General features: G+C 60.5%; 26 protein-coding genes. 10 read left to right on the top strand and 16 right to left on the bottom strand.

What is annotated here, in order from left to right; translation table 11 throughout:
• Window positions 1-21 precede the first annotated feature (21 nt).
• Window positions 22-189: a hypothetical protein gene (locus AC1D06_RS13520; protein ID WP_477986605.1), complete on the top strand. Its 168-nt coding sequence runs from the start codon at window positions 22-24 to the stop codon at window positions 187-189.
• 129 nt (window positions 190-318) lie between these two features.
• Here the strand turns inward: AC1D06_RS13520 and AC1D06_RS13515 are convergent, their stop codons facing one another.
• The 6 genes from AC1D06_RS13515 to AC1D06_RS13490 all read right to left on the bottom strand — a co-directional run bounded on the left by AC1D06_RS13515 (window position 319) and on the right by AC1D06_RS13490 (window position 8,893).
• Window positions 319-3,225, bottom strand: a complete 2,907-nt coding sequence (locus AC1D06_RS13515) for a M10 family metallopeptidase C-terminal domain-containing protein (RefSeq protein WP_477986604.1) — start codon at window positions 3,223-3,225, stop codon at window positions 319-321.
• Window positions 3,226-3,536: 311 nt separating this feature from the next.
• Window positions 3,537-6,785 carry an efflux RND transporter permease subunit gene (locus tag AC1D06_RS13510; RefSeq protein WP_477986660.1) on the bottom strand — a complete coding sequence of 1,083 codons (3,249 nt, stop codon included), beginning with the start codon at window positions 6,783-6,785 and terminating at the stop codon, window positions 3,537-3,539.
• Between the two features lie 17 nt (window positions 6,786-6,802).
• Complete coding sequence (locus AC1D06_RS13505; RefSeq protein ID WP_477879223.1) at window positions 6,803-7,774, bottom strand: efflux RND transporter periplasmic adaptor subunit; 972 nt, start codon at window positions 7,772-7,774, stop codon at window positions 6,803-6,805.
• A gap of 96 nt (window positions 7,775-7,870) precedes the next feature.
• Window positions 7,871-8,071, bottom strand: a complete 201-nt coding sequence (locus tag AC1D06_RS13500) for a YgaP family membrane protein (RefSeq protein WP_477879222.1) — start codon at window positions 8,069-8,071, stop codon at window positions 7,871-7,873.
• 136 nt (window positions 8,072-8,207) lie between these two features.
• On the bottom strand, window positions 8,208-8,525 hold the full coding sequence (locus AC1D06_RS13495) for an ArsR/SmtB family transcription factor (RefSeq protein WP_477986603.1): 318 nt from the start codon (window positions 8,523-8,525) through the stop codon (window positions 8,208-8,210).
• A gap of 170 nt (window positions 8,526-8,695) precedes the next feature.
• The gene (locus tag AC1D06_RS13490) at window positions 8,696-8,893 is read right to left on the bottom strand and encodes a hypothetical protein (RefSeq protein ID WP_477879220.1); all 198 of its coding nucleotides are present in this window, start codon (window positions 8,891-8,893) and stop codon (window positions 8,696-8,698) included.
• 222 nt (window positions 8,894-9,115) lie between these two features.
• Here AC1D06_RS13490 and AC1D06_RS13485 point away from each other — a divergent pair, with 222 nt between their 5' ends.
• The 4 genes from AC1D06_RS13485 to AC1D06_RS13470 all read left to right on the top strand — a co-directional run bounded on the left by AC1D06_RS13485 (window position 9,116) and on the right by AC1D06_RS13470 (window position 12,028).
• Entirely contained in the window at window positions 9,116-9,322 is a 207-nt protein-coding gene (locus AC1D06_RS13485) for a hypothetical protein (RefSeq protein ID WP_477879219.1), read from the top strand.
• Between the two features lie 296 nt (window positions 9,323-9,618).
• Complete coding sequence (locus AC1D06_RS13480; RefSeq protein ID WP_477879218.1) at window positions 9,619-10,116, top strand: metallophosphoesterase family protein; 498 nt, start codon at window positions 9,619-9,621, stop codon at window positions 10,114-10,116.
• A 167-nt stretch (window positions 10,117-10,283) separates the two neighbouring features.
• On the top strand, window positions 10,284-10,469 hold the full coding sequence (locus AC1D06_RS13475) for a hypothetical protein (RefSeq protein WP_477879217.1): 186 nt from the start codon (window positions 10,284-10,286) through the stop codon (window positions 10,467-10,469).
• A gap of 293 nt (window positions 10,470-10,762) precedes the next feature.
• Complete coding sequence (locus tag AC1D06_RS13470) at window positions 10,763-12,028, top strand: D-arabinono-1,4-lactone oxidase (RefSeq protein WP_477986602.1); 1,266 nt, start codon at window positions 10,763-10,765, stop codon at window positions 12,026-12,028.
• Window positions 12,029-12,044: 16 nt separating this feature from the next.
• On the opposite strand, the gene AC1D06_RS13465 is transcribed toward AC1D06_RS13470, so the two are convergent.
• The 8 genes from AC1D06_RS13465 to AC1D06_RS13430 form a co-directional block, all read right to left on the bottom strand.
• Window positions 12,045-12,263, bottom strand: a complete 219-nt coding sequence (locus AC1D06_RS13465; RefSeq protein ID WP_477879215.1) for a hypothetical protein — start codon at window positions 12,261-12,263, stop codon at window positions 12,045-12,047.
• A gap of 163 nt (window positions 12,264-12,426) precedes the next feature.
• Window positions 12,427-12,687 (bottom strand): hypothetical protein, encoded by a 261-nt coding sequence (locus tag AC1D06_RS13460; RefSeq protein WP_477879214.1) that lies wholly within the window; start codon window positions 12,685-12,687, stop codon window positions 12,427-12,429.
• Window positions 12,688-12,877: 190 nt separating this feature from the next.
• A complete protein-coding gene (locus tag AC1D06_RS13455) occupies window positions 12,878-13,120 on the bottom strand; it encodes a hypothetical protein (protein WP_477879213.1) in 243 nt (80 codons plus the stop codon).
• A gap of 88 nt (window positions 13,121-13,208) precedes the next feature.
• A complete protein-coding gene (locus tag AC1D06_RS13450; protein ID WP_477879212.1) occupies window positions 13,209-14,357 on the bottom strand; it encodes a hypothetical protein in 1,149 nt (382 codons plus the stop codon).
• A 157-nt stretch (window positions 14,358-14,514) separates the two neighbouring features.
• The gene (locus AC1D06_RS13445) at window positions 14,515-15,708 is read right to left on the bottom strand and encodes an alpha-D-ribose 1-methylphosphonate 5-triphosphate diphosphatase (RefSeq protein WP_477986601.1); all 1,194 of its coding nucleotides are present in this window, start codon (window positions 15,706-15,708) and stop codon (window positions 14,515-14,517) included.
• A gap of 118 nt (window positions 15,709-15,826) precedes the next feature.
• Window positions 15,827-16,234 carry a (R)-mandelonitrile lyase gene (locus AC1D06_RS13440; protein ID WP_477879210.1) on the bottom strand — a complete coding sequence of 136 codons (408 nt, stop codon included), beginning with the start codon at window positions 16,232-16,234 and terminating at the stop codon, window positions 15,827-15,829.
• Window positions 16,235-16,265: 31 nt separating this feature from the next.
• Window positions 16,266-17,084, bottom strand: coding sequence for an alpha/beta hydrolase (locus AC1D06_RS13435; RefSeq protein ID WP_477986599.1), 819 nt, complete (start codon window positions 17,082-17,084; stop codon window positions 16,266-16,268).
• 160 nt (window positions 17,085-17,244) lie between these two features.
• On the bottom strand, window positions 17,245-18,207 hold the full coding sequence (locus tag AC1D06_RS13430) for a flagellin N-terminal helical domain-containing protein (RefSeq protein ID WP_477986597.1): 963 nt from the start codon (window positions 18,205-18,207) through the stop codon (window positions 17,245-17,247).
• 925 nt (window positions 18,208-19,132) lie between these two features.
• Here AC1D06_RS13430 and mgtE point away from each other — a divergent pair.
• The gene (gene mgtE / locus AC1D06_RS13425; RefSeq protein ID WP_477986596.1) at window positions 19,133-20,503 is read left to right on the top strand and encodes a magnesium transporter; all 1,371 of its coding nucleotides are present in this window, start codon (window positions 19,133-19,135) and stop codon (window positions 20,501-20,503) included.
• A gap of 31 nt (window positions 20,504-20,534) precedes the next feature.
• Here the strand turns inward: mgtE and AC1D06_RS13420 are convergent, their stop codons facing one another.
• The gene (locus AC1D06_RS13420; RefSeq protein WP_477986595.1) at window positions 20,535-21,782 is read right to left on the bottom strand and encodes a class I SAM-dependent methyltransferase; all 1,248 of its coding nucleotides are present in this window, start codon (window positions 21,780-21,782) and stop codon (window positions 20,535-20,537) included.
• 161 nt (window positions 21,783-21,943) lie between these two features.
• Between AC1D06_RS13420 and AC1D06_RS13415 the strand changes: the two genes are divergently transcribed.
• The 4 genes from AC1D06_RS13415 (at window position 21,944) to AC1D06_RS13400 (ending at window position 25,406) form a co-directional block, all read left to right on the top strand.
• Window positions 21,944-22,225: a hypothetical protein gene (locus AC1D06_RS13415; RefSeq protein WP_477879205.1), complete on the top strand. Its 282-nt coding sequence runs from the start codon at window positions 21,944-21,946 to the stop codon at window positions 22,223-22,225.
• Between the two features lie 53 nt (window positions 22,226-22,278).
• Complete coding sequence (locus AC1D06_RS13410) at window positions 22,279-23,538, top strand: TIGR03862 family flavoprotein (RefSeq protein WP_477986594.1); 1,260 nt, start codon at window positions 22,279-22,281, stop codon at window positions 23,536-23,538.
• Window positions 23,539-23,603: 65 nt separating this feature from the next.
• Window positions 23,604-24,689: an LLM class flavin-dependent oxidoreductase gene (locus AC1D06_RS13405; RefSeq protein ID WP_477986593.1), complete on the top strand. Its 1,086-nt coding sequence runs from the start codon at window positions 23,604-23,606 to the stop codon at window positions 24,687-24,689.
• Between the two features lie 72 nt (window positions 24,690-24,761).
• Window positions 24,762-25,406: a GntR family transcriptional regulator gene (locus AC1D06_RS13400; protein ID WP_477986659.1), complete on the top strand. Its 645-nt coding sequence runs from the start codon at window positions 24,762-24,764 to the stop codon at window positions 25,404-25,406.
• Window positions 25,407-25,440: 34 nt separating this feature from the next.
• Here the strand turns inward: AC1D06_RS13400 and AC1D06_RS13395 are convergent, their stop codons facing one another.
• Complete coding sequence (locus AC1D06_RS13395) at window positions 25,441-25,926, bottom strand: hypothetical protein (protein ID WP_477986592.1); 486 nt, start codon at window positions 25,924-25,926, stop codon at window positions 25,441-25,443.
• Window positions 25,927-26,118 lie beyond the last annotated feature (192 nt).

Below are 26,118 nucleotides of genomic sequence, written 5' to 3'. Positions count from 1 at the left end.
TTCCAGACGACGGAAAGCAAGATGCAAGACCTCGATAGCGAACCCGCTGTGAAAGCGCCCCGTCCCGACGAGCGCCGTGAAATCACCGACGCCGCGTTCCGGCAGATCAGGYAAGCCCAGACGGAGGCACGTCAGGCGAAATCCGAGCGCCTGCGCCAAGCAAGAATGGCGGCGGCAGTCGATTCGTGACGCCGTGTCGGATCATTTATTCGATGGCAGGCGAATGCCTGAAGCCACGATGGTGATGGCGGATGCCGCAGTTCCGGCTAAGCAAAGGACTCCAAGCGGATGGTTCGTTGGCTTGCCGCCGAAAGTCCGCTAGCCGACGATGGAAAAACTGGCCGCTGTGAGCGCAAGGTTCTGGCTGATCGTGGCGAACAGGACCTGTGCCTGGCCGCCGGTGCCGTCGGCATCATAATAAATCCTGCCGGTCGACGCGTCATAGATCACACGGTCGTCGCCATCATGCGCAGCGGTTCCGGCGAAGAAAGCCGAACCGGCGAGCGCACCGACTTGGCCGGCTGCGGTGAAGACAGTCTTGTCCAGCCCGATCGTATCGTCGGCGATGGCGAAGTCGGTGATCCCGTCGGCATTGGCAATGTCGAGCACCGCGTTGAAGACGAAAAGATCCTTGCCGTCTCCCCCATGCAGCTCGTCCGTTCCTCCGCCGCCGATCAGCTTGTCGTCGCCGGATTTGCCGTAGAGGCGGTTGTTGCCGGAATTACCGATCAGCGTATTGTTGTCGATACTGCCGAAGAGATCGAAATTGATGCTGCCCAACAGCACGCCGATCTCGACATTGCTTGGCATGATATAGCTGTCCGGCGCGCCGTCGACATGGAGCGTCGTTATCTCGATCCTGTCCTTGTTGCCGCCGCCGGCGTCTTCCGAAAGCAGATCGTAGGCGCCGCCCGACGAACGGTCTATCAGTTGGTATGTGTCGTTGCCGGCGCCGCCGAACAGGAAATCCTGGCCATTGCCGCCATTGAGCGTGTCGTTGCCGTCTTCCCCGAACAGCGAGTTGTCGCCGAAATCGTCGAACATCAGGTTGTTCATGCTGTTGCCATGCAGCGAAAAGCCCGATGCATCATGGCCGATGATGGCGCCGCGCTCGACATTGTCCGTCATCGTATAGTCGCGCACGTCGCCGTGGGTGTCCCGCACCAGGACGATATCGTCGCCGGCATTCTTGTTCTCCAGCACGGTGTCGTAGGCGCCGTTCGTCACGTCGAAGAGATTGTAGACGTCATTGCCGGATCTGCCGTCGAGCGTATCGTTGCCAGTGCTTCCATAGAGCGTGTCATTGCCGCTCCAGCCGATGATCAGGTTGTCGAGCTCATTGCCGTTGCCGGTGAAGTCGGAGAAATTGTTGGGGCCGACAAAGTTCAGTTCCTCGATGCCGGCGCCAAGCGTATAGCTGGTCAGCGCCACATTGATGCGGTCGGCACCACCGCCGCTGTCTATGACCACGTCGCCGGGATTGTCGACCCGGTAGGTGTCGTTGCCGCGCTTGCCGATCATCGTGTCTGCGCCGCCGAGGCCATCGATGACGTCGTCGCCGTTCCAGCCCAGGATGGTGTTGTCGAGATCGTTGCCTGTGCCGGTGAAGCCGGATGTCGACGGACCTTGGTAATAGAGATTCTCGACATTGGCCGACAATGTATAGCGCGCCAGCGTCACCTCGACCGTGTCCTTGATATTGTCCAAGGTGGCGCTTGCGACCTCCTTGACGATGTCGTCGGCACTGTCGACGAAATAGGTATCATTGCCGGTGCCGCCAACCATCCGGTCCGCGCCCTTGCCGCCGTCGATAACGTCGTCCAGGTTGCTGCCGTAGATCGTGTCGTCGCCGCTGCCGCCGACCGCTCTATCGAGGTCGCAGGCAAGGAAGATGTTGTTGGTCAGGCCATCGGCGCTGGAAAAGGTGCCGGTGACCATGCTGATCGTCGACGGCGTGTTCCAGCCCGAAAGGTCCAACGTGTTGTTGCTTCCGGTGCCCCAGATCGTCACCACCGGGTCTTTGTTGATGTCGAAATTGAAGAACAGGCCGACATCGCCGGTGATATTGCAGTTGAAGCCATAGACATGGTTGCCGCCGACCAGCGGTCCCGTGGTCGGCGCCCCGTAAAGGCGCTGGATCGCYAGGATGTCGAGCAACATCGGCGTGGTGGGTGCCACGACATAATCAGTGTTGTCGACCGCATCGTGACGAGTGCCCCATTGCGTGTCAGTCACCGGATAATCATCGAAGAAAAATGCGCTTTCATCATCCGGCTGGACATAGGACATAATGCTCCAGAGCCGGCTGTCGAGCCGGCCGAACTGCTGCTTGGCCGGGTCGTCGTTCTTGAGGGAGGCATCGTAGGGACCGGTATGGCCGAGTCCGATCAGGTGACCCATTTCATGAATGATCGTATCAGCGCCATAGCCGGCGTCGCGCTGGAACAATGCGCCTGATCCGGGGTCGCCAAAAAAGCCGAAACCACCGCCCCTGGTGAAGTGCATGACACCGTCGGTCGCCTGGGGAAGGTCGAACGATCCGACGGTTGCCGAGGAATCGGCATGGACGGTCGTATTGCTCTTGCCGTCATTGCCACGCTCGATCGTGACGTCAGCGGAGGAGGCGTGTCTGGTCCGGGTGAAACTGATATTCGCCTCCGCGCTCCACAGCGCAAAGCATGCAGTGAAGGCATGCCGCTCCCCGGCAGTCCACTTGGCCGCCGGGGCGAAGTAGTAACGCACGGTCCCGCCGCCATCAGGCGTTTGGTGGCTACCCCATTTGAGCGCCCCCGTATGCTCCGCGTCATAGGTTGCGGGCTTGTCGAAGTGCCAGCCTCCATAGCTGATCGGAATCACTTTCTGAGCGAAATCGATCCCGCAGATGAAGCTGATTTCGTCCCGGTCGGAATCGGTGAAGTCCACCGGTGTGGGTGCGGTAGGCGCGGCCGCCGCGATCACGCCGCCGGCGGATGCGCCAGTTTTCACCAGACCCGGCTGCATCCCACCCTCGTCAATCCTCGACCCAGCCTCACCAAGCGCGAGGTCGATCAGACCGGGATAGAACGCCGGTTCGGCAGTCCATGATTGCGATTGCGGCAGAGCCGCGAACGCCCATCGTTCAGCCGAGCCCCCAAGACGAACATCACCCCAGGCACTGTCGAGAGGGTCAAGCCATCCGATATCGAGACCATCCAGGTTTCCTCGGGAATCCGACTGAATGCGCATCATCCGCCTCCCATCCGATAAGGGCAAACAATTGGCGTGGCCGGTCGCTGTCTTGCGCCCGAACCGAAGCCAAAGAATACGGCGATACTGCTGTTTGTATTATTAGTTAATAATATGCTGCATATTGGAAACCGATGCAACGCCGATTTACATGGGCGCGCGATTTGCCAGCCTGCATGAGAGCCCGGAAACGCTCCAGGTTGCAGTCAGGGTTCGTAATTAGACTACGGGTAACTATCGCTACATCGCCGTATGCTCGATGACCCGATCCGGACGTGAGCACATGTTCCGCCGTCTCGTCGATCATCCCGTCATGTCCTCAGCACCCGGTAGATGGCCGGGATGACCAGCACGGTGAGCAGGGTCGAAGAGATCAGACCGAACAGCAGCGAGATCGCCAGCCCCTGGAAGATCGGATCGGTGAGGATCACAGCGGCGCCAATGATTGCCGCCAGTGCGGTCAGCAGGATCGGCTTGAAGCGGATCGCACCCGCCTCGATCAGCACGTCGGTGAACGGCCGGCCGGCCCTGTCAGCATGACGAATGAAGTCCACGAGCAGGATCGAATTGCGCACGATGATGCCGGCAAGCGCGATGAAGCCGATCATCGATGTCGCCGAAAACGGCGCGCCGAACAACCAGTGGCCCAGGAGAATGCCGATGAAGGTCAGCGGCACCGGCGTCAGGATGACGAGCGGCAGCTTGAACGAGCCGAACTGGGCGACGACCAGGATATAGATGCCGACGAGCGCGATCATGAAGGCGGCGCCCATGTCTCGGAAAGTCACCCAGGTCACCTCCCATTCACCGTCCCAGAGCAGGGTCGTATGCCGCTGGTCATCCGGCTGTCCGTGCAGCGCGATGACGGGCTTCTGCAGCCCCGTCCAATCCTGCCTGTCGATTGCCTGCTGGACGGCGAGCATGCCGTAGAGCGGCGCTTCATAGCTGCCGGCCAGTTCGGCGGTCACCATTTCGGCCGCATTGCCATTGTGCCGGAAGATCGGAAAAGACGTCTTTTCGTCGCTGACATGCACGACATCGCCGAGTTCGACGACACCGTTTGCGCCGGGCAGCACGTTGGCCGGGATCGGCGTCGTCAGAAAGCGTTCGTCCAGCGTCTTCTCGCCCTTCGCCCGTTCGAGGCGGATCGGGATGGGCGGACGGCCCATGCCGCGATGCGAATAACCAATGGTCTTGCCGTTTGAAAGCACCGCGATCGTATCGAAGACGTCGCTTTCCTCGACCTTGAAATAGTCCGCATCGTCGGTGGAGATGGTCAGCCGCTTTCGCGGCGCCTGCGTGCCATAGGAGTTATCGACATCGACGATGAAGGGCACGGAGCGGAAGGCAGCCTCGACCTTGTCGGCGACCTTGCGCCGCGTCTCGGCGTCGGGGCCATAGATTTCGGCAAGCAGCGTCGCCATGACCGGCGGTCCGGGTGGCGGCTCGACCACCTTGAGGCTGGTCCCGGCCGGGATCTTCACGGCCGCCAGCCGCTTGCGGATGTCGAGCGCGATCGCGTGGCTGCTGCGGCTACGCTCGCCCTTGGGCGTCAGATTGATCGCCACGTCGCCCATGTAGGGCGAGGCGCGAAGATAGGAATGGCGCACCAGGCCGTTGAAGTTGAAGGGTGCAGCCGTTCCGGCATCGGTCTGCACCGAGACGACTTCGGGCATGGCGAGCACGATGCGGGCGATCGATTGCGCCACCGCATCGGTCGCCTCGATGGATGCGCCTTCCGGCAAGTCGATCGTCACGGACAGCTCCGACTTGTTGTCGAACGGCAGCAATTTGACCGTGACGTCCTTGGTGTAGAACAGGCTGAGCGAGCCGAGCGTCAGCGCACCGACGACAAGCAGAAAAGTCCAGCTCGCCGCCTTTGACGAGAGGATCGGCCGGGCAACCGCTGAATAGACGCGGCCGAGCATGCCGCCCCCATGGCCGTCGTCATGAGCATGGGCGGGTGCCCTGCCCGCAACCTTCAGCATCAGCCAGGGCGTCACCATCACGGCGACGAAGAACGAGAAGATCATCGCCGCCGAGGCATTGGCCGGAATAGGGCTCATATAGGGTCCCATCATGCCGGAGACGAACAGCATCGGCAGCAGTGCCGCGACGACGGTCAGCGTCGCCACGATGGTCGGATTGCCGACTTCGGCGACGGCCTCGATAGCGGTGCGCCGGCGTGACTTGCCCTCGCTCATACCCCAGTGGCGGGCAATGTTCTCGATCACCACGATCGCGTCATCGACGAGAATGCCGATCGAGAAGATCAGCGCGAAAAGCGAAACGCGGTTGAGCGTATAGCCCATCAGCCGCGAGGCGAACAGCGTCAGCAGGATCGTCACCGGGATGACGACGGCAACGACGAAGGCCTCGCGCCGGCCGATGGCGATCCAGACGAGCGCGATGATGGAGAGCGTCGCAAGCCCGAGATGGTAGAGCAGCTCGTTGGCTTTCTCATTGGCCGTTTCGCCATAGTTACGCGTCACTTCGACCTGGATATCGGCAGGAATGAGATTGCCTTTCAGCATCTCGACGCGGTGCAGGATCGTCTCGGCAACGGTGACGGCATTGGAGCCGGCCCGTTTGGCGATCGCCAGCGTCACCGACGGCACGCGCTCCACGGAGGCGCCGCTCTTGCGAACGGTCGCCACCAGCGCATCATTCGTGTCCGTCGCGAAGGACACGTCTGCGACATCGCGGACATAGACCGGACGGCCGTCGCGCGACGTCAGCAACAGATTGCCGATGGCGTCGGGCGATGAAAGGGTCTCGCCCGCCATGACGTCGATCTGGTTGCCTTGGTCGCGCACCGTACCGGCCGGGACCGCGCTGTTGGCGCCCTGGACCTTGGCGGCCAATTGCTGCAGCGTGATGCCATAGAGCGCCAGTTTTTCCGGCTGCGGCGAAATCCGGATGATCTCATCGGTTTCGCCGACGAGATAGGTCAGGCCGACATCGTCGACTTTGGCCATTTCCGTGCGCAGTTCACGGACGACGCGCGTCAGGTCGTTGGCGGTGATGCGGCTCGCGGCGGTCGGCTTAGGCGACAATGTCAGGGAGACGATCGCGACATCGTCGATCCCCCTGCCGACGATCATCGGCTCGGCTATGCCGACCGGGATGCGGTCCATATTGGCGAGCACCTTGTCGCGCACCCTGAGAATGGCCGCATCCGCCGACGTGCCCACCATGAACCGGGCCGTGACCATGACGCGGTTGTCCGCCGACTGCGAATAGATATGCTCGACGCCGCCAATGCTCTTGACGATGGTTTCGAGCGGCTCGGTGACAAGCTTCACCGCATCGTCCGCCCTCAACCCTGGAGCCTGCACGATGATGTCGACCATCGGCACGGAAATCTGCGGCTCTTCCTCGCGCGGCAGCGTCAACAGCGCCACGAGGCCAAAGGCGAAGGCCGCCAGGAGGAAGAGCGGCGTCAGCGGCGATTTGATGAAAATGCGCGTCAGGTTGCCGGCTATGCCCAGATTGGTCAGCCCTGCGTCTTCTTCGACCGGCGGCACTGGCGGATTTGGTGACCTGTCGGGATTTTGCATCGTCTCGTCGTCAACGGTCACGGCACCACCACGATATCGCCGGGTTCGAGGCCGGTGAGGATTTCAATGCCGGGCCTGCCGTCGATCTCGATGGCGTCGCCTGCGACGACGGCGCGCTCCACCGGCTTTCCGTTCTCGACCACCGTAACGAAATCGATCCCGGACCGCGTCGCCACCGCCGAACGCGGAACGACCAGCGCCCGGCGCGAGCCGACGGGAAGCTCGACGAGCACGCGGGCATCGACAAAACTCGTGTCGAGATTGCCGACCTCGACATCGGCGATCACCCGGCCGTTCTCGATCCGGGGATAGATTTTTGCCAGCGTGCCGGCGAGCGATTTGCCACCGGCGCTGATCCGGATTGCCGCGCCTTGCCTGAGCGAAGCGGCATGCCGTTCGGGGATGGCCAGCCTCAAAAAGAAACCGCCGCCGCCGATATCGGCGATCGCTTCTCCAGGCAGCACGACCGCATCCTTGGTGACCGGGACCTTGAGGACACGCCCGCCGCTCGGGGCAAGCACGCTGCCCTCCGCCTCCTGCTGCACAAGCACGGAGCGCTGCGCCTGGGTCGCGGCGATCTGGTTGCGCACGATATCGGCCTCGGTTCGCAACTGGTCGAGCCGCGCGACGGTGGTCGCACCGCTCTTGATCAGCGTCTGGGCGCGGTCGAGTTCAGTCTCGGCATTCTTCAACGAAGCTTGTAGGCCAAGCAATTGGGCATCGATCGCCTTGATCTGGAAGTCGATCTTGTCGTCCTTGACCACGGCGACGACGGCTCCCGACTTGACCATATCGCCCTCCGTGACGCGGAGTTCGATGATTGTGCCGCCGATGCGGGCGCGGGCCAGCACGCTGTCGCGCGCTTCGACCTGACCGTAGACGGCCTTCCATTCGGGGATGGTCGTCGACGTCAAGGTCAGGTTCGCAGCATGGGCGGAGATCGGCATGCCTGTCAGAACCAGCATGCCCCAGACGGAAAGGCGCATCATCGCGTCACCTCGATTAAGGCATGTCTCGCGAAAAAGACATGCGCAGACAAAGAGCTCTGAAGCGTATCGCGTGAACCCTTATTCACCCGACACGCTTCAGAATGCCGTGCCCGATCGTAGGCCGATTTTCCGCAACAGCATTGCGGCAGGACAAAAGCCTGTGAACGCGGACTGGATAAGATTGGCGCCGACGAATACCGTCAGCCAGACAAAGCCTGGATGCACGAAGTGGGTCAGCAGCACGGATACCAGCACCATGGCGCCGGCGAAGGCGAGGACTGCGCGATCGATTGTCATAGGACGCTCCTTAATACATAATTTCGTACCTACGATAATATGAATATTTTGGATGTGGATTGTCAAGGTCTGGCACACTGGTTCCCGATTTTTTGTTATGTCGAAGCCTGCGACCCGATCGCGAGGCGCTGCCAGCCTAAGATATACAATCTTCTGTGCGGCAGAAATTGTTGTAGAGCGTGTTCACCACCGCACGTGCCGGCTCGCTCTCGATCCGGTACCAGATCGTCTGGCCGTCACGGCGAGCAGCAATGATCTTGTCACGCCGCAACAACGCCAGATGCTGCGACACAGTCGAATCGCGGATGCCGAGGAAGTCCGCCAATTGGCCGACGGAATGTTCTCCATCGGCAAGGCGGCAGAGGATAAGCAGCCGATAGCGGTTGGAAAGCGACTTCAACAATTCGCACGCCATTTCGGCGCCGGCTTTCATGGCTTCAGAATCAATCTTCATAGATACGAATATACATAAGGATCTTGACGTTTCAAGGTGACGAGCCCTCGCGATCGTATCTCAACATTGAAGATCGAATAGAGGAAAGCCCGGCAGCGCTGGACTGCCGGGCGGCATGTGTCGAGCATGTGCCGGTCGCCGGCGGCCCCCGGCGGCAAACACCCATTCGGCTACTTCGTGCAGTTGGCCTTGATGTCCTTTGCCTTTATCCCGCTGGACTTGGCGCAGTCGTTTCTCTTTGCAACCTTGCCGACATGGCTCTTATTGCTGCTGGTGCCGCCACTGTCGGCGGCAAAGGCGATGCTGGCGCCGGCGATGGACGCGATGGCGAAGGCGGATGCGAGTGTGGTTCTGAGGATTTTGGACATGCGGTATTCCTCTCTGTTGCTCTCCGCCGAAAGAAACGAAATCGGTGCGGAAATGTTGCCTGGTGCGTCAAAATGGCCAGGGCCGGCGCTCAACACAGGCAGACGCGCGAATGTGCGATATCGGACCAATATTAAGTATTGCTAATATAAAAGGATTCCACCAAGGCAGTAGGATGGCGTAATCTGATCCGGCTCAATGCCGCGTTCTTTTTGGAGAAGTGCATGAAACTGGTGCGTCGTCCATCTGATGGCTCCGATCATTTGGAAGATTTACGAACGCAATTGTACGCCGTGATATCGGAACTGATCGCACAGGCGAACGAGGCGGGTTTTTCGACGCGCGAAACTGTCGATGTCCTGGCCAAGCTGATCCGCCAGCAACAACAGTCCTTGACGGAAGATTCCGATCCCGCCGACGCCCCCGAATAGGGACGAGTTCACGGGCTGTCGGGTATGTTTTCCCCATGGCGATCGAGGCTTTATCCGATCATCGACTTTGGCCGGCGAAATGGCCGGGAATTTTTGCCTATTGCGGCAAGCCGGCTGGGTGCGGCATCGTGTCTCCGGGCAATCTCTCTGGTTTCACTCCCCCAGTCTGGCCGCACCTCATCCGCGGCCTGTTTCGGCCGCTTCGTGCGGCCTTCTTTTTTCTTGGGGCCGGACAGGTTGGCCAAGCCCATGTTACAGCAGCCGTCGCGTCAAACAGCCGACAGGCAGCGATTGAGATGATTTATTTCACCAGTGACACGCATTTCGGCGACGCCCGCGTGCTGCGCATCGATCGCAGGCCGTTCGCCAGCATGGTCGAGCACGATGCTGCGCTGATCGACAACTGGAACAGGATCGTCAAGCCGCATGACGAGGTCTGGCATCTCGGCGATTTTTCAGCCAAGCGACCTGGTCTGGCGGAAGGGTTGCTTGCGCAACTCAACGGGACGAAACATCTGATCATCGGCAACAACGATCCCGTTGCGACGACCGCGGCCGCCGGTTGGGCGAGCGTGCAGCACTATGTCGAACTGACGGTCGACGGACAGTTGCTCATTCTCTGCCATTATCCCTTCCGCACCTGGAACCAGATGGGCAAGCGCTCGATCAACCTGCACGGCCATTCGCATGGCCGGCTGAAACCGATGCCGAGGCAGTTCGACGTCGGCATCGATCCCCAGGGCCTGCAACCGCGGACGCTCTCGGAGATCTTGACGCCGCACCGCGGCAGGTAAATCGGATTGCTCGGCCCGAAGGCGGCGAACAAGCTGACCGGGCCGTTTTGTTGCTCTCCTGTCACGCAAGCATAGCTCAGCCGGACGCCATTACAATTTCGCACAATATTGCCTTGATATTGACGCGGTCACCCCGTTAAGGCGCACAAAAAATTCTGGAGTGACCCGTGCCGTTCCTGACCTTCAAATTCTTCTTCGCCGTGCTGCCGCTGCTGATCCTGGGCTATATCCTCGGGACGCTGTTGATCGCCACCGTCCAGGGTTGGCACGTCAACCCGCTCATCCTGGTGCTGAACGCCGTCGGCATTCTCATCGGCATCTGGAATTTCCGGGAAAAGTATTTCTTCAGCTAAAGCGTTGACGAAGCTTCGGCTTCCGGCTTGCCTCCATGGAATTTGGCGAGCCGAGACGACCTGCGCCGCCCTCTCGCGATGTCGTCCGCGACCGACACCATATCTCTGGCTGTTGTTCCGCTCTTCGTCACGCAGCACGACAGGCCGGATCGGAAAAAAGAGCGACGCATCCGTTCTCAATTGAACAACAACGGCTATCATCGCCCGCAGCAAGGGTGCTAACGGTTCCAAGCGACGCTCGCCAAACGGCTGCCTTACCGATCCTGATGATGCTTCCTTCACGAGATATCCGAATGACCGACATTCCAGACAGCAACTGGGCAAAGAGCTTTCGCTACGGCTTCCGCGCCGGCCTCTTCCCGGCATCAATCGACGAACTGGCGGAAACGGTTGCCGTTGCGGATCGCATCAAAGTGCTGGGATCGCGGCATTCCTTCAATGCCATCGCAGACGGCGATGTGGCCGTCATCCTCAGCCGGATTCCGCTGGCACCAGCGATCGAGGATGATGGTCGGAAGGTTTCCATCGCCGGTCACGCCACCTATGGCGATCTTGCCGCCTTTCTCTCGGTCCACGGTCTCGCCGTTCATAATCTTGCTTCGCTGCCGCATATTTCCATCGCCGGTGCGATCGCGACGGCCACCCATGGATCAGGCGAACGCAACGGCAATCTGGCGACGGCAGTCAGCAGCATCGAGATCATGGCCGCCGATGGGCACATCGTCAAATTCAGCCGCGGCGAGCCTGATTTCGATGGTGCCGTGGTGCATCTCGGTGCCCTGGGCGTGGTCACCCGGGTGACGCTTGACGTTCAGCCCGCCTTCGAAATCCAGCAGAACGTCTATGAAGGGCTGAGCTGGGAGAGTCTGTATCAGAACCTCGACGACATCATGCGCGCCGGATACAGCGTCAGCATCTTCACCCTCTGGGGCGATCCGGCCGGGCAGGTCTGGGTGAAGCGGGCCGCCTCTTCGGATGATGTGCCGGCAGTGCTGCATGGCGCCACGCTTGCCGTCGTCAAAAGGCATCCGATCCCGGACATGGATCCGACGCACGCGACCGACCAGATGGGCGCTTCCGGTGCGTGGTCGGACAGGCTGCCGCATTTCAAGATGGGTTTCACGCCGAGCAATGGCGATGAGATCCAATCCGAGTTTCATGTTCCGCGCAGACATGCTGCCGCTGCGATCAAGGCGGTTGCCTCCATCCGCGGCAGTTTCCGCTCGCTGGTGCAGACCACCGAATTCAGGGCCGTCGCGGCCGACACGCTTTGGCTCAGCCCGCAATATAAGAGCGACACGCTCTCGATGCATTTCACCTGGTTCAAGCACGCGGAAGCCGTGGACGCCGCAGTGAGGCGCATCGAAGAGGCTCTTTCGCCATTCGATGCACGACCGCACTGGGGCAAGGTCTTCTCCCGCGGCCATGTCGGCCCGCGTTACGCCATGTTGCCAGCCTTCAAAGCAATCCGCGACCGGATGGACCCTAAGCGCAAATTCTCCAATGAATGGCTGGAAGACGTCGTCTTCGGGGAAACGACGGCGCCCCTGGCCTCCTGATCGACGCCTTCAGAATCTACCGGCTGTCGCCGCTGATCGACGGAAGATGCGATTCTACCTCTTTGCGCTTCTTGGACGGAAGCGAGGCGATATTGGCGTTCCAATAGGTCTCCGCCTCTTCCGGCTCGTCCTGCCAGAGGCGGGTGGACATGGCGTTGTCGTCGGCCGCAGATTTCCGCTTACCGCCAAGCCGAAGATACTTCCTGGCAAGATTCGCCGTTTCGGTGCGTTGCATGACAATCTCCCAATCGCTCCTGGCTTTCTCGAGTAACCAACAGGCGGCGGGTTTGAAAGTTCCGGGCCTTCCCGCTTGAGACGAGAATTCGCCGGACGGACACCAGAACGAGAGTAAAAAACCCGGCGTCACCGCCGGGTTTTTCGTCAGATATCTCTCGCTATCAGCAGCGATGGCGGCGCCACCGCGGGCCGCACCATGCCCAGCCACGACGCGGTGCAATAACAACCGGGCCGAATGCCACCGGCGGATACCAATAGCCGCCATAGAAGCGCCAACCGGGACGACGTGCGCGATAGCCACGATAGCCACGATAGTAACCGTAGCGAATCACCACGCGTGCCTGCTGCACGTCGGTCGACTGCTTGACCACCGGGTTGGTCACGGGCATGGCTTCGGCCGGCGCAAGGGCTGCAACACCCATCAAACCGCCCAAGGCGAGAGCTATAATTGAGTTTTTCTTCATAGACTTGACCTCTGTTTTCCCCCTTGCCGAATGCTACATTAACTCAAAAGATGGCAAAATGTTCACTGGGAGAAAAAAATTTGTCGGGCCGGTGTTAAATCGATTCAGTGCGGGCGAACGAGCCTTTCGCTCGCCCGCAACCATAAATTTAGTAGGCCCGTTCGACATGCCGATAATGGCGATGCTTGATCACACGGCGGTGATCGTTGTCGACGGCCGAACCAATCGTATAACCGGCCGCTCCGCCGATCACGGCACCCACAGGGCCGCCGACAATAGCGCCGGCAACTGCACCACCGGCAAGTCCAGTCACCTTGGCGCTGGCCGCCTCGGCAACAGGCGCCGTCGCAACGAGCGCCACCACGGTGGCGGCAACGAACATCTTCTTCATTTCGAGCTCCTTTCCTGAGATAGCACTAATGCTCGGCAAACGCGTGATTCAGGCGTTTGTTCCGTCGATCAATGCCTGCGGAAAGGACCTAATGTGCGACCGGCGTCAGCCAACCGGCAAAGCTGCCATCCTCGTGAAAGCCGAGATATCTGTCCGGGGAGGCGCGATAAAGGCGATAGCATTGGTCATCGACGCAAGCCTGATTCGCATGCGCGGTCGCCGGGCTTTCGAAATCGCCATCGGCAGCGGCGATCTCAACCTTGCTGTCACCGAAGCGCAGCACCTGGACATTGATATCCGGCGTCGTCATGACGAATTGAGTGCCATCAATCTCTTTCTGGTCGGCTGGCGCGAAAGCCTTGTCGGCCTGGACATCCTTTTCCGTCAGCTTGCCCGCAGCGACCGCCGGCGGGGTCTGCTCGCCACAGCGTGTGGTCTTCGGCGCTTGCAGGAAATTGCCGATACAGCCGGCATAACGATCGGCGAATGGCGGCAGCCAGCCGGCACCATGACCGGCAAGGCCCTCCGGACGGTCGATCAGCAGGAGCGGCGTGGCGTTGCGCGCCAGAAAGGCATCGGTGACGTCGCCGCGCTGGCCGGGATCGAAATCGTCACCGTTGAAGAAGACTGCAACGGTCGGCGTCCTGACCGACTTGATATGGCGGACATATTCGGTGAGGTTCTGCAGATAGTAAGGATTGTCCGAGCCCTTCCAGACTTTCGATCCATAGGCCGCGGGTGCCACCAGCATCAGCCCGTCGAGCTTGGCGGCGGCATCCTTGACTTCGGCGACATTGATCGACACCCAGCCACCCCAGGACTGTCCGGCAAGCACGATGCGTTTATAGCCTTTGGCCTTGAGCGCCTCGACGCGCGCCTTCACATAGGCCACGGCGCGCGGCACCGACGTCGCTATCTCCTTCTCGGAATTGGGATATTTCGCGTTCACCACATCCCAGCCGAACGTGCCGTTCAGTGCTGCGAGATAGGGATAGGTCGGCTTGAAATCATCCGGCGCCCGCTCTGTCGGGTCAAGCCCGTCGATGAAATAAATGACGCCGAATGCCTCTTGCGGGCCGCGATTGTGAATGCCGAGCGCCATAAATTCGGTGAGCGTCACCGGCTTCAGCATGGTCACGGCTGCTGCGCCGACCTGGCCGTTCGCCGACGCCGGAGAATGAAGAAACTGAGATGCCAGCAATCCAATGAGAGCCGCGCCGAATCGACCGAAGCGCATTCATCCCCCGCCACTGCAGTTCAGAATTCACCGATGGCCGTCCCGCTCCGCGGCTCAGCCATCGATGCATCAAGGCGTTTATCCGCCCTGTCGTCCGGCCCCGCGCCGGTACATGCAGCTTTGCTTAAGGACTGTTTGTGGCCTCAATGCGTCGCGGTCAGAGATACGGTCGTCCGCCGACCCAGACACCACGGATGATCGGCATGCCGTCGATCATCCGCACCCGCACCAGATCGGCCCGCAAGCCATCCGCAAGCCGGCCGCGGTCGCTCATGCCCAGCGCATCGGCCGGCTTCGCCGTCACCATGGCCACGGTCTCGTTGAGCGGCAGGCCCTTGTCCGCAAGGATAAACGGCGCGTGCAGCAGGCTGGACGGCACGTAATCCGAGGTCAAGACGTCGAGCAGCCCTGCTTCGGCCAGCGTCGTGGCGCTGACATTGCCGGAATGCGAGCGGCCGAGCACAACATTCGGGGCGCCCATGACGATCTTCATGCCGAGATCATGCGCGTGCTGCGCCGCCTCGATCGTGGTCGGGAATTCGCTGATCGTGATGCCATGGGCGAAGGAATCATCGACATCGGCGATCGTCGTGTCGTCATGGCTGGCGATCGGGATGTTGCGGGTCGTGCCTGCCTCATGCACCATCCGGCGATATTGCGGCACGAACTCTTCCTGCTTGCGCCGGCGCTCGACCATGTAGTCCTCGAACTCTGCGTCGGTCCAGGCCGTGCCGTTCTTAGTGCGGCGGTATTCGCGGAAAAGATCGAGGTTCCACCACTGCCGCTGACCGGGCGTATGGTCCATGACGCTGAGCAGTTTCAACAGCGGATTGTCGAGATGATCTGTGACGATCGCCGCCAGCGCCGGATCGGACAGTTCGCAGCGGAAATGGAAATAATGATTGGCGCGCATCAGCCCTTCGTCGACCGCCCGGCTGATCGCCTCGATCGCATCCTTGAGCAGCCGGCTGCGGCGGCCGGTGCCGTCATATTCGCCGAGCGACAGCGAATCGAACACCGTGGTGATGCCCGACGCCAGCACCTGCGCGTCATGCGAAAGCACCGCCATCAGCGATGCTTCCCACTGCACGCCCGGGCGCGGGAAGAAGTAATGCTCGACATTGTCGGTATGCAGGTCGATCAGCCCCGGCAGCAGATAATCCCCGCCGCAATCGACCACGACGTTGGAACCCGCATCCGGTGCGGCGCCAATGCCGGAGATCAGGCCGTCGCGGACCGAAAGGGTGCCTTCCTCGACACGGTCCTCTAGCACCAGCTTTGCATTGGCCAGGGAAACGGCGCGGGGAAAAAGCCTGTTTTCCTGCGGCGCGATATCGGTCACCACATTCATGATTTTATCCTATCGGGAGTCGTCCGGACAATCGTGTGCATTCCGGATAGAACTTGATCTTTGCACATTTATGACAGTCGGCAGACCTTTGTAGCCACCCAAGGAAGGGCACGACCAATCATCCGGCGGTGGAAGCACCATAATCTGCATCGCTGACCGGCTCCATCCAGTCGGCGGCGCGCCCATCGACGGTCTCCTGGATAGCGATATGGGTCATTGCTGTGGTCGGGCCAGCCCCATGCCAATGCTTTTCGCCCGGTGCAAACCAGATCGTATCGCCGGCGCGGATCACCTCAACCGGCCCGCCCCAGACCTGCGCCAGGCCTGAGCCGGCGGTGACGAACAGTGTCTGACCGAGCGGATGCGTGTGCCATGTCGTCCGGGCGCCGGGTTCGAACGTGACGCTGACGACCTGCACCCGGGCCGGAGCCGGTGCCTGCATGATCGGATCCTGGCGCACCGATCCGGTAAAATAGTCCGGTGACGGCGTGACCGACGGCCGCGAGCCGCAACGTTTGATCTCCATGGCGATCCTCCTGCTTGGAACCGAAAAACTTTTAATGTGCGGCGATCAATCGCGCCAGCCGTTGGCCGGTTTCGCTTCCGACAATGCCGAGATCGCGTACGCTGCTCTGATGATTCTCGCCGGGGACTTGAAATTCGGTCACCGAGAGGCCCTGAGCTCGAAGCGTTGATGCAAAGCGATCGGCCTGTTCGAGGAAGGGCGGCGTTTCGTCCTCGCCGACGACTACATCGACGGCAACGGCCGGATCGAACCGATGCGTCAGCGGCGAAAAATTCGCGACTTCCTCCTCCGTGATGCCGATCTCGGCCTGCAGGAAGGAGGATTGCAACGGTTCGAGATTGTAAAGCCCGCCAAGAAGCAGCGCCGCCCGGACTTGCGATGGCGTCTCCGCCGCGTCGAACAGGAAAGTCGAGAGATGCGCCCCTGCCGAATGGCCGCTCACCGTCAGCCGCGACGGGTCGCCGCCGTGCTCGGCAATATGGTCGAGCACCCAGCGCTTGGCGCGCCGCACCTGGTCGACGATATGGCCCATCCGCACCGTCGGCATCAGTGCATAATCGATGATGACGGCGATTGCGCCAGCGGCAGTGATCGTGTCGGCGACATAGGAGTGATCGCGCTTGGAAAATGCCCGCCAGTAACCGCCATGGATGAACAAATGCACCGGCAGCCCCTGCCCCCGGTCCGCCGGAAAGAACAGATCGACGGTTTCCGTCGGGTCCGTACCATAGGCGATATTCACGGCCATCGGCAGGCGCAGCCGCGCCGCCTCACTGCGCTCAAGCATATCGCGCAGAATGTCCTCGAAGTCCGCGACATGCGCGCGAATCCGGAATGGATCGCTCTCCAAGACTTCCCTCCCCTGTTACAGCTCTGCGGCAACCCAGGCCAAGCGGTCCGAGACAACAGAGATGATAGCCTTCGAATTCGTGGAAGCAAGAAGAGGCAGTCGGAATACCAAAAGGCCGCCCGGTTTCCCGGACGGCCAATTCTCAGATCCGCGTTTCCGATTAACGGAAGAGCGACAGGATGTTTTCGGAGTTCGAGTTGGCGATCGACAGCGCCTGGATGCCGAGCTGCTGCTGGGTCTGCAGGGCCTTGAGCTTGGTCGATTCCTCATTCATGTCGGCATCGACGAGGCGGCCAACGCCCTTGTCGATCGTGTCCATGAGGTTTTTGACGAAGTCGTTCTGCATGGTGATGCGGGAGTTGGCCGCACCGAGATTGGCGGCGGTGTCCGTCATCGTGCTGAGCATGGAGTCGACCGCGGAGATCATGCCGTCGATGTCCTGGTTGGTGGTCGACGCATCCAGCTTGATTTCGGTGCCGCTCGGGCCTGTCGCGGCACTGACGTTGAGCAGGTAGTATGTATTGGTCACGTTGCCGGTGCTGGTGACAACCGTCGTGGAATGGTCGGCGGTCAGCAGGCCGAGCGAGGAGTCGCTGCTGTCGATCAGCGTCGACGTGGCAGTGTCGAACTTGAGCACGCCGACCGAGACGGCACCCGTGTCGGAGCGGTTGAACGAGCCGACCATTTCAACGGTGGTGTTGGCGGTCGTGTCGGCGTTGTACAGCCAGTTCTGGCCGGAGAACGAGGCAGATTCGGAAATCGAGCTCAGCTGGCTCTTCAGTTCGGTCAGTTCGGCATTGACCTTGGCCTTGTCCACGCCCGGTTCGCGGGCAGCGACGAGCTTGGTCTTGATGGTGGTCATGACGTCGATGGCCGAGTTCAGGCCGGTATAGGCGGTGTCCGTCTTGGCGGCGCCGAGACCGAGAGCGTCCTGGACAGTGCTCATCGCCGACTTGTCGGACTTCATGGTCGTGGCGATCGACCAGTAGGCAGCATTGTCGGCCGCCGATTCGACGCGATAACCGGACGAGATGTGGTTCTGCGTCGTGGCCATCTGCTCGTCCATGGAACGCAGCGTCTTCAGGGCGGCGATGGCGGAGACGTTGGTGATGATGCTAGACATGGGAAGTCCCTTTTTACGAGTTACCAGGTTGGGACACGCCGGGTTCGAAAATCTTACCGGTCACAGCGTAGTGGCGTCATGCCCGTCGGTTTGCTTCTCGCTTGAAACCTTAACGTCGTGTGAGGAGAAGTATTTACCCTATCCCTTGCTAAAGAATTAAGGTTAAGCCGCCAGCAAAAGTAACCGCTTGTTATGGTTAATTATCGGTTATTATGGCATGCCTTCATATTTATCTGCCTAAATATTCCGTAAATTTTCTATTTAACTTAGATTTATGCAATTAATTATTCTAAATATTTATGTTTAACATGGTTAATCTCCATTCACCATTGAATTGCTTTTCGTTCATCGGGATCAGGTCGCGTCACAATTCAAGGAATACGCTGTCGATTTCTGCACAATACAATCGATAAGGCATGACGAGGCAAGACAGACAATGACGAAGATCTATCACGCGCAATGTCCGTGCGCTGTGCTCCGCATCGAAGCCTGCGGTGATCCCGTGCCTAATCATATCTGCACTTGCAACCGCTGCCGGTGCGCATCCGGAAGCGGGGCTTGCGGAAGAGACCGAACGCATCTCCAGAAACGAAGTATGTCGTCCGAAAGCGGTTCCTGTTTCGGGATAAGGTCATGCGAAAAACGAAGGGATCAAGCGCGTCACTTGAACCGAAAAAGTTGCCACGGGCTTTGGCTTCGGAGCTCGTTTCAAAAGTCCTGCAAGTGCGACGAGTTGAAGCATTGACTGGAGTGTAGAAACCCTACAGTGAGCCGGTGTTGCGCAGCACTGCGACCAACAAGGAACCCAACATCATGCCAAGCGACAGTTACAGTCGATTGACTTCGCCGCTTCCTCCTTTCGTGTAGGGCTGCCCCAGGGTTGCTCATCCCGGATGGCTGGCGGCGGCCAATCCAGGTGAACACGATGGAAAACACCACCGAACTTGCAGAGCCCTTTGACGTTCAGGCGACTGCCGAGCGTATTCCGAACGAGCACGTCGCCGACAGCGTCGAGATCCTCAACGAATTGGACCAGGATGAGGCCGTGGCGGTCCTGGCCTTGCTGCCGCTTGACCGGGCCGTCGACATTTTCGACCAACCCGGACTGAATGAGCCGCACGAGCTTCTGCAACTGCTTCCGCATGCCCAGGCGGTGGCACTTCTGGAGCATATGTCGGCCGACCAGAGGTCCGATATATTCCGGCGCATAGACGAGCCGGCGCGCGAGAGCCTGCTCACGGGCCTGAGCATCGACAGCCAGGCGTCTGTTCGCCAGTTGCTGGCCTATCCCCGTCGCACCGCCGGCAGCATCATGACCACGGAATTCGTCAGCGTGCCGTCGAACTGGACGGTGGCGCAAACCTTGCACCACATTCGCGTCGTGGAGCGCACCCGGGAAACCGTCTATTCCATCTACGTGCTTGACCCAAAGACAAAAGCCCTGCTCAAGGCGGTGACCTTGCGCCAGCTCGTCGTCAGCGATCCTGCCGCAATGATCCTGTCGGTTGCTCTGCCACGAAAGCCGTTGCTGGTTCACCCTCTCACGGACAGAGAGGAAGTGGCGCGGCTCATCTCCAAATATGACCTTCTGGCCGTGCCGGTGGTCGATGACAGGCACCATGTGCTCGGGATCGTCACTGTCGACGACATTATCGACGCCATCGTGGCCGAAGGCACGGAGGATGCCCAGAAGTTCGGCGGTATGGAAGCCCTTGACCAGCCTTATATGGACATCGGCCTTGTTCAAATGTTGCGCAAGCGGGCCGGCTGGCTTGCAGTTCTGTTTCTCGGAGAAATGCTGACGGCCAACGCCATGCAGTTTTTCGAGGGAGAGCTGGAAAAAGCGATCATACTGACGTTGTTTATCCCGCTGATCATGAGTTCGGGGGGCAATTCGGGTTCTCAAGCCACCTCGCTCATCATCCGCGCCTTGGCCCTGAGGGAAATTCAGCTGGGAGACTGGTGGAGAATTGCGCTCAGGGAATTACCCACAGGGATCGCCTTGGGAGCCGTACTCGGTGTGCTGGCGATCATTCGGATCACCGCGTGGCAGATGTTCGGCCTGTATGATTACGGCCCACATTGGGTTCTCTTGGCCGTCACCATCGGGGCTGCGCTGATTGGCATTGTGACATTCGGATCGCTGTCCGGCTCGATGCTGCCTTTTATCCTCAAGCGGCTCGGCTTCGACCCGGCCAGCGCATCCGCCCCTTTCGTCGCGACGCTGGTGGATGTGACGGGTCTGGTGATCTATTTCTCCGTGGCCTTGCTGTTTTTGCGGGGCACGCTTTTGTGATGAGCAACCCAAGTCGCCTCAACCTGTGATCTCAGATCGACAGGTTGAGCGACTTTTCCCGGTCGATATAGGCGCGCTGCTGATCGGTGATATAGTCCCGCACGATCGGCGCCGCGTCGCGCTTGCGCGACAGCTGCATGTGGAAAACGAGCTGGCTGCCGGTGCGGAACATCATCTCGGCACTGATCAGGTAGAATTCCCACATCCGCGCAAAACGTTCGTCATACATCTCGACCACCTTGGCGCGGTTGGCCTCGAAGCGGCTGTGCCAGTGGGCGAGCGTGGTGGCATAGTGGACGCGCAGAAATTCCAGGTCCGTGACCCAGAGCTGGTTCTGCTCGACGACATTGAACACTTCCGACAGAGCCGGCGAATAGGCGCCCGGGAAAATATATTTCCGCAGCCATGCGCTCGCCATGCCGGGCGGGCTCATATGGCCGATCGAATGCAGCACCGCAATGCCGTCATCATGCATCAGCGCATTGAGCTTCTTGAAGAACTCGTCGTAGTGATGCACCCCGACATGCTCGAACATGCCGACCGAGACGATCCGATCGAACTTTTCCGAGACATCGCGATAATCGCGCAGTTCGAAGCGGACCCGGTCGGCCAAGCCAGCCTTCTTCGCCCGCTCCGTCGCCAGCGCCTGCTGCTCTTTGGAGAGCGTCACGCCAAGCACCTGCACACCCTCTTCGAGCGAAGCGAGGTAGAGCGCCAGATCGCCCCAGCCGCAGCCGATATCGAGCACCTTCATGCCAGGCTTGAGCTGCAGCTTGCTGGCCAGCAGACGCAGCTTGTTGCGCTGCGCATCTTCGAGCGTTTCCTCCGGGTCACGGAAATAGGCGCAGGAATAGAGCATGTTCTTGTCGAGGAAGAGCTTGTAGAAATCGTTGCCGAGATCGTAGTGATGCGCAACATTCTGCTGTGCCTGACCCCTGCGGTTGGACTGCTGCTGTTTGCGGAAGCGCATGCGGATGGCACGCAGGACTTTCTGGATCGGATAGGAGCCGAGCGACAGACGGTTGACCGAGAAGAGCGTCAGAAAGTCCCTGAGCGTCGAGCCCTCCTCGAAGCGCATCGTGCCGTTCATATAGGCCTCGCCGGCCGCAAGTTCGGAATTGAACACCAGCGAGCGATAGAGCTTCCTGTCGGTCAGGTGCATCGTCACCTTCGGACCATCCGGCGTGCCGGCAAACACGTGCCGCTTGCCGTCGGCATCGATCACCGTCAATTGGCCTTTCTTGATGAAGGCTTTCATCATATGGGAGAGGAGATACATGTCCGGCCCTTCATTCATGAATATGAGCATGAGCTTTAGGGGCGCATAAAGACGATGACAACATCATTTTGCCGCATCGCAGCCATCACAGTTGCGTGACGGAACCGCCGCCGGACCGAAGTCGTTCAAGCGCCGGGGATGAACTGAGATAAGGGACTATGATGCCACAATCGCCATTCGGACTGTTCGCCGACATGACCCGCCTTGCCTTCGAAGCGAACTTCGTCATCGGGCTCAGGATGATGAAACTCGCGACCGGCGGCCCGGCCGCGACCATCGAGGCGCAGCGCATGGTGGTCGAAAAGATCACCACCGCCCATGCGCTGGCCTTCGAAAATGTGCTGGCGCTCGCCACCGGCAAGTCTCTGCATTCGGTCGGCAAACATTCGGTGGCGAAATACCGCAGGGCCGTGAAGGCCAATCACCGGCGGCTCAGCCGCTGAAGCCGATGAAATAGCCTGTTGCAATCCGTCCTGCCGCACGCCAAGACACCGGCATGACGACAAAAGACATTGCAATCATCGGCGGCGGGCCGACAGGGCTGATGGCGGCGGAGGTGCTCTCCGCGTCCGGCCATCGCGTCACGGTCTACGAAGCCATGCCGACCGTCGGGCGCAAATTCCTGCTCGCCGGCAAATCCGGCCTCAACCTCACCCATTCCGAGGATTTTTCCCGTTTCACCGCCCGCTTCGGCGCGGCATCCAAACGGCTGCGTCCGGCCCTCGACGCCTTTACGCCGGATGACCTCAGGACCTGGGCCGACGAACTTGGTGCAAAAACCTTCGTCGGCACATCCGGCCGCGTTTTCCCCGAAGTGATGAAGGCGTCGCCGCTGCTGCGCGCCTGGCTGGGGCGACTGGAAGCACAGGGCGTGACAATCTTCAGGCGCTATCGCTGGATCGGCTTCGACGGCAATGCCCATGTCTTCGAGACGCCGGAAGGCCGCAAGACCGTCGAGCCCGACGCTACCGTTCTCGCCCTCGGCGGCGCAAGCTGGCCGCGGCTGGGTTCGGACGCTGCCTGGTTGCCATGGCTGCGGGACAAGGGCGTCGACATCCGTGATTTTCAGCCTGCCAATTGCGGCTTCGACATCGCCTGGAGCGATCTTTTCCGCGAGCGCTTTGCCGGCACTCCGGTCAAATCCGTGGCCGCGACCTCCCCCACGGGCACCATACCAGGCGAGTTCGTCATTTCGAAACACGGCATCGAAGGCAGCCTCGTTTATGCCCATTCGGCAAGCTTGCGCGACCGGCTGGCGAGCGAAGGCCGAGCCGAATTGCTCCTTGATCTCGCGCCGGGCCGCAGCGAAGAACGCCTCATGCGCGATCTCGCCAAACAGCCCGCCAAGGAGAGCTTTTCCAACCGCCTGCGTAAAGGGGCCGGACTGGATGGAGTGAAAGCAGCGCTCGTCCGCGAGGCCGGCTCCCTCGACGATCCCGATCGGTTATCCGATCCCGGTCGGTTGTCCGATCCCGGTCGGTTGTCCGAACCCGCCTGGCTCGCTCATCGGATCAAGGCACTGCCCCTCCCCCTGCTCCGGCCGCGTCCGATCGCGGAAGCCATTTCATCAGCCGGCGGAATTACCTGGAGCGCTATCGACCAAAACTATATGCTGACCGCCCTGCCCGGCACCTTCGTGGCCGGCGAGATGCTCGATTGGGAAGCCCCGACGGGCGGTTACCTGCTGACTGCCTGCCTCGCCACCGGACGGGCCGCAGCGCATGGCCTCCAGACTTGGCTCGGCCGAAAGATTTAAGCTTGAAATAATCTGCCGTTGGACTAGCCTGTGCTCAAATGATCAAAAGCGCCCGGGAGAGCGACATGACACATCCGCTGAAAGGTCCCAACAAGCTCAAGCTCGGCGTCTTCTCCACCAATGCCGATGGCGGGCTGGCCATCACCGATGTGCCGGAACGCTGGAAAGCCACCTGGGACGACAATGTCACCGCCGCCCAGATCGCCGACCGTGCCGGGTTCGAATTCTTCCTGCCGATCGCCCGCTGGGCCGGCTTCGGCGGCAAGAACCATGTGCGCGAATGGTCGTTCGAGACCTTTACCTGGGCTTCGGCCTTGGCCGCCGTCACCGAGCGCATCGGCATTTTCATGACCGTGCATGTGCCGCTCGTCCATCCGCTCTATGCGGCGAAATCGCTGGCGACCGTCGACCATGTCAGCCATGGCCGCGCCGGCCTCAACATCGTCTGCGGCTGGAATCCGAAGGAATTCGGCATGTTCGGCACGCCGCTGGTCGAGAAAGGCTATGAGCAGGCAGCGGAATGGATCCGCGTCATCGAGCAAGCCTATCATTCCGACGAGCCCTTCGATTTCAACGGCGTTTATTACACGCTGAAAAACGCCATCAGCCGACCATCAAGCGTCCAGGTGCCGCGCCCGGTGACCATGAACGCCGCCTTCGGCAGCCCCGGCCGCGATTTCGCCGCCGCCCATTGCGACTATCTGTTCACCACCTTCACCGAGATCGAAGGTTCGGAAAAGCATGTCGAAGACATCTCCGCCCGCGCCGACAAGGTTGGCCGCCCGGTGGGCGTCTATACGGTGAGCCACGTCGTCTGCCGCCCGACCCAGGCAGAGGCCGAGGATTACTACGAACGCTATGCTGTGGCGCTGGCGGACACCGGCGCGGTCGATATCCACATGGCCGGCAAGAAGGAATTTTCCCAGTCCCACGATCCGGTCTCCTACGACCGCTATCGCAAGCGCTTCGCCGGCGGCGCCGGCAGCTATCCGCTGGTCGGCACGCCCCAGAAAATCGTCGAGGAAATACGGGCAATCTCGGATAAAGGCTATTCCGGCATCGCACTGTCCTTCGTCAATTACACGCACGAACTCCCCTATTTCTGCGATAGCGTGCTGCCATTGATGCGCAAAGCCGGCCTCCGCCACTGAAAGCGCTAATGAACGAAACGAAAGGATGAGCGGCTGGTGAAAGAGGCAGGATTGACGAAGGTCTCGTCGCGCATGACGGTTCAAGACAGCGTCTATGAGCAGCTGCGCCACGCGCTGATGTGGGGCATGTTCGAACCGCAACAGGTCGTCACCATCGCCTCGCTGGCCGCGGAATTCGGCACCAGCCATATGCCGGTGCGCGAGGCGCTACGCCGCCTCGCCGCCGAAAACGGCCTGGAAATCGCACGCAACGGCTCTGCCCGCGTGCCGCCCGTCTCGCGTGCCCGGCTCGACGATCTCTGCCTTGCCCGCATTTCTCTCGAAGGCCTGGCAACCGAGCTCGCCGCGCCGCGGCTGAAACCGGCAGACATCAGCCGCTGTCTCGCAATCGCCGAGGAACATGAAGCTCTGGGCAAGACCGGCAAGGTCTACGACATGCTGCGCAAGAACCAGGAATTCCATTTCTCGATCTACGACATGTCCGGGTCGGAGGTCCTGCCGCAACTCATCGAGACGCTCTGGCTGCGCTTCGGCCCCTATATGCGCATGCTGTCGAATCTCGTCGCGCAGCAATGGGACGCGGGCGAAATCCATCCTTATTCGGGCTACCATTACGATATGATCGAGGCGTTTCGTGCCGGCGATGCGAAGCAGGCCGGCGCACTGATGGTCAAGGATATCCAGGCAACGCAGAAGCTGCTGCAGGCGATGTGCTGAAAGACGGACGCGAATCACCCGATCCGGGAAGGCATCACTTCCCGCACAGTTCCGACAACTTGGCCTGCGCCAACTCTTGAGCGAGACGTTGGAAGCCCGGCTGCCCTGCCAGCAGCTTTCCTGCGTCGCCGCCAAGATCCAGTTTGGCTTCCGTCACCGTGCAGGTGCCGATGTCCACGGCCATATCCGCCTTGACCGACGCCTTCGCGGTGATCCGAATAAGGCCTTTCGATTTGCACGACAGTGAAGCTTCGATATGGAAGCGCACGCCGCCGGGCGCGTCGCAGACATCGAAGTCGGAAATCGACAGCTTGTCCGTCCGGTTAGGGCCGGCCGGCAGCGCCTCGCACAGCTTGGCTTTGGCAAGAGACGCCTGCACATCCGTCCATTTGGGGCTTTTCAACACAGACCAGCATCCGGCAGACGCGGGAGAGCCGAAAAGCACACCGGCCAGCATCAGAATGACGGCGGACGCGATGAGCCTCGGACGGCGTGAAACCTTGAGAACCCGTTCAGACATGCCTTCCTCCATTTCCGCATCCGCCCACCCAAGAGACACCGACCAGCCTCCTTACGGCGCAACGTCACTTTCCCGGCCAGCCGAGGGCCGCCGTTGCAGATGTCTTTTGCATGACCTTAATGGCAGCGCCGTGTCCCGCGATCAATCCGGATTTCCAAGGGGCCAACGTCGCGAAGGCAGGACGTCGCCAGT

Source organism: Rhizobium sp. P2_G2, from assembly GCF_056403555.1.
The sequence above is the reverse complement of the archived record's forward strand: the minus strand, read 5'-3'. Positions and strand labels throughout refer to the sequence as shown.

Coding starts and splice junctions, on each gene's coding strand:
- AC1D06_RS13510 (WP_477986660.1), bottom strand. CDS start 6,785: ATGCAAAATCCCGACAGGTCACCAAATCCGCCAGTGCCGCCGGTCGAA.
- AC1D06_RS13505 (WP_477879223.1), bottom strand. CDS start 7,774: ATGATGCGCCTTTCCGTCTGGGGCATGCTGGTTCTGACAGGCATGCCG.
- AC1D06_RS13500 (WP_477879222.1), bottom strand. CDS start 8,071: ATGACAATCGATCGCGCAGTCCTCGCCTTCGCCGGCGCCATGGTGCTG.
- AC1D06_RS13495 (WP_477986603.1), bottom strand. CDS start 8,525: ATGAAGATTGATTCTGAAGCCATGAAAGCCGGCGCCGAAATGGCGTGC.
- AC1D06_RS13490 (WP_477879220.1), bottom strand. CDS start 8,893: ATGTCCAAAATCCTCAGAACCACACTCGCATCCGCCTTCGCCATCGCG.
- AC1D06_RS13485 (WP_477879219.1), top strand. CDS start 9,116: ATGAAACTGGTGCGTCGTCCATCTGATGGCTCCGATCATTTGGAAGAT.
- AC1D06_RS13480 (WP_477879218.1), top strand. CDS start 9,619: ATGATTTATTTCACCAGTGACACGCATTTCGGCGACGCCCGCGTGCTG.
- AC1D06_RS13470 (WP_477986602.1), top strand. CDS start 10,763: ATGACCGACATTCCAGACAGCAACTGGGCAAAGAGCTTTCGCTACGGC.
- AC1D06_RS13465 (WP_477879215.1), bottom strand. CDS start 12,263: ATGCAACGCACCGAAACGGCGAATCTTGCCAGGAAGTATCTTCGGCTT.
- AC1D06_RS13460 (WP_477879214.1), bottom strand. CDS start 12,687: ATGGGTGTTGCAGCCCTTGCGCCGGCCGAAGCCATGCCCGTGACCAAC.
- AC1D06_RS13455 (WP_477879213.1), bottom strand. CDS start 13,120: ATGAAGAAGATGTTCGTTGCCGCCACCGTGGTGGCGCTCGTTGCGACG.
- AC1D06_RS13450 (WP_477879212.1), bottom strand. CDS start 14,357: ATGCGCTTCGGTCGATTCGGCGCGGCTCTCATTGGATTGCTGGCATCT.
- AC1D06_RS13445 (WP_477986601.1), bottom strand. CDS start 15,708: ATGAATGTGGTGACCGATATCGCGCCGCAGGAAAACAGGCTTTTTCCC.
- AC1D06_RS13440 (WP_477879210.1), bottom strand. CDS start 16,234: ATGGAGATCAAACGTTGCGGCTCGCGGCCGTCGGTCACGCCGTCACCG.
- AC1D06_RS13430 (WP_477986597.1), bottom strand. CDS start 18,207: ATGTCTAGCATCATCACCAACGTCTCCGCCATCGCCGCCCTGAAGACG.
- mgtE (WP_477986596.1), top strand. CDS start 19,133: ATGGAAAACACCACCGAACTTGCAGAGCCCTTTGACGTTCAGGCGACT.
- AC1D06_RS13420 (WP_477986595.1), bottom strand. CDS start 21,782: ATGTATCTCCTCTCCCATATGATGAAAGCCTTCATCAAGAAAGGCCAA.
- AC1D06_RS13415 (WP_477879205.1), top strand. CDS start 21,944: ATGCCACAATCGCCATTCGGACTGTTCGCCGACATGACCCGCCTTGCC.
- AC1D06_RS13410 (WP_477986594.1), top strand. CDS start 22,279: ATGACGACAAAAGACATTGCAATCATCGGCGGCGGGCCGACAGGGCTG.
- AC1D06_RS13405 (WP_477986593.1), top strand. CDS start 23,604: ATGACACATCCGCTGAAAGGTCCCAACAAGCTCAAGCTCGGCGTCTTC.
- AC1D06_RS13400 (WP_477986659.1), top strand. CDS start 24,762: ATGACGGTTCAAGACAGCGTCTATGAGCAGCTGCGCCACGCGCTGATG.
- AC1D06_RS13395 (WP_477986592.1), bottom strand. CDS start 25,926: ATGTCTGAACGGGTTCTCAAGGTTTCACGCCGTCCGAGGCTCATCGCG.